This is a genomic window from Burkholderia sp. Cy-637 (assembly GCF_011753175.1).
Lineage (GTDB): Bacteria > Pseudomonadota > Gammaproteobacteria > Burkholderiales > Burkholderiaceae > Burkholderia > Burkholderia gladioli.
Map to the genome: position 1 here is coordinate 1 of NZ_VWWC01000341.1, position 2,461 is coordinate 2,461.

Consider the following 2,461-nt stretch of genomic DNA (forward strand, 5'->3'; position numbering starts at 1 on the left):
CGCGGCGGCGCGGGCCGGCATCGCGCCGGCCAGGCCGGCGCAGGTCGCGGCCAGTATCGAGGCCGACAGCGAGGCCGACAGCGCGGCCTTGGCGGCGAGGGCGCGCAGGCCCTCGCGGGAAACGGAGCGGCTCATCGCGTCAGTCCTGCAGGCGGCGCGCCGCGACGCGACGCAGCGCGCGGTACAGCAGGGCGGCCATCGCGATCGCCGCGAGCACGCCGCCCAGCACCAGCAGCAGCGGATGCGAGGACAGCGCCCAGCGCAGGTACTCGAAGGGCGGCAGCTTGCCGAGGTAGTAGCTGTCGCCGTTGGTGGTGACCGTCACCGAGCGGCCGTGCACCACGTCCATCGCGCCCTGCACCTGGGGCAGCACGTCGGCGTCGAGCAGGGCCGAGGTGATCTCGGCTTCCGATTCGCCCGGCGAGCTGATCAGCGCGACCACGCTGCGGCCGGCGCGCAGCGGCGACTCGAAGCCGGTGATCAGCGCGCTGTCGCCGTTGCTGACCAGCGAGAGATCGGCGCGCGCCGGGGTGCGCTCGATGCCGTGCGGGCCGTGCCACCAGTTGGCGATGCGCGGGCCGAGGTCGGACAGCGTGAAGCTGCTGGTCTCGCCGTCGCTGGAGAAGGGCATCGACTTGGCCCAGCGCTGCAGCAGCGGCTGGCGCCCCGGGCCGCCGATCATCAGCAGGTCCTTGTCGGCGAGGCTGTCGACCTGGCCGGGGCCGGCCACCGTCACGCCGGTCACCGGGTAGCCGGTCGATTCGCCCATCCGGCCCATCGCCAGCAGGAACAGGCTGTAGTCGCCCGGAGTGGCTTCGTCGGGCAGGATCGCGGCGGTCTGCGAGAGATCGGCCAGGCGCGTGAACGGGAAGCCGCTGTTGGCGAACGCGGCCAGGTCGGGCAGCGCCATGTAGTGCGGGAACGGCGAGAGGTCCAGGGTCGAGTCGGGATCGATCGTGCCTTCCACGTTCGGCAGCAGCGCGCCGGCGCAGTCGCCGGTGTTCGGGATGTCGTAGTAGTACTGCAGGTTCAGCTGCGAGTGCGGGGTCAGCAGCAGCGGCGGCACCTGCACGATGTGGCGCGCGCTGCCGGTATCGCCCGACTCGGCGCCCAGGCGTCCCAGGAAGCGCGCGATGCTGAAGCGCGAGGGATCGACCGCCGGGATCTGCAGCGAGCGCACGAAGCGGTTGTTGACGCTGATGTTCAGCGAGGAGCGATCCGGGCGCGGGCGCACCGAATAGCGGTAGCGCAGGTCGAGCGAGGCGCCGTTGGTGTTCCACATGAACAGGTCGGGCGGCACGCGCATGGTCAGCGAGATCGCGCCGGCGTCGTAGCCCTTCACCGACAGCGCGCGCGAGTCGGCCAGCTCGCCGAGCCGCACCGGGCGCGCGGTCGGCAGCCAGTTCGGCGCGTCGTAGGGCTGGCGCGGCTTGAGCGTGACCAGCTGGGTGATGGTGGTGCTGGTGCCCGACAGCGCGTTCTGGCCCAGCGCCAGCGCCGCGGCGGCGGTCTTCAGCTCGTCGCCGTTGCGGCCCAGCACCAGCAGCAGCGAGCCGCGCGCGTTGTCGTCGCGTGCCATCACGGCGATGGTCGGGCCGCTGATGGCGGGCAGCGCGAGGCCGGCCGGATGCGAATCGGCCAGCGCGAACAGCACCGCGTTGCCGGCCAGCGGCAGGCTGCCGACCTGGGCCGGGAACAGCGCGCCGCGATAGCCCGCCAGCGAGCCGAACCACGAGGCCAGCGTGCCGGCCGCCTCCAGCGTGGCCGGGTCGGGCTTGTCGGCGAACACGAAGGGCAGCTCGAGGCGGCGCACGTCGCGGCGGTCGAAGAAGGGCGCGGGCAGCGCGCCCAGCTCCGGCTTGACCGGCAGCGAGGCGTAGCTGAGGTCCAGCGAGCTGGCGTTGCTGACGGTGGCCCACAGCGTGGAGTTGGCCGGATCCTCGCAGCGCCGCGTGTAATGGCCCACCAGCTGGACGTTGAGGTGGTTGAATTCGGTGATGAAGCGCGGATCGAGCGGCACGTCGCGCGCCACCGTGGTGCCGGCCTGCGCCTGCGGCACCGGCAGGGTGGCGGCCACCTCGCCGTTGATCAGCACCTTGAGCTGCGACATGTCGGGCAGCAGGGCCGGCGAGTAGCTGTAGATCAGGTGCAGGGTGGCGGCGGTCACCACCTCGTCGTTGCGTACCGAGAAGGGCACGCCGTTCTGGCCGTCGGTGCCGCGCAACTGCAGCGGGTCGAGCGCGCCGAGATCGGCGAAGCTGAGCGTCTGGCGGCGCCCGCCCGGCACCAGGGTGCCGGGGTTGGCGGTGGTCGGCGGGCGCATGCCGAGCAGCTTCTGCTGCTCCGGCGGCAACGGCGGCGCGACCAGCGCGAAGGCCGGCTGGCTGCCGGCGCGCGGATCGAACTGGCGTGCCGCGCTCGGCGCGCCGACCGAGCCGGCCGAGAGCGCGCCGTCGCTCGC

Annotated in this window: 1 protein-coding gene; it reads right to left on the reverse strand. The window is 73.0% G+C overall.

Annotated elements, in window-relative coordinates:
- Positions 1–139: 139 nt before the first annotated feature.
- Positions 140–2,461, reverse strand: a 2,322-nt coding sequence (gene bcsB, locus F3J10_RS35255; protein WP_167244017.1) for a cellulose biosynthesis cyclic di-GMP-binding regulatory protein BcsB, incomplete at its 5' end; no start/stop codon positions are given.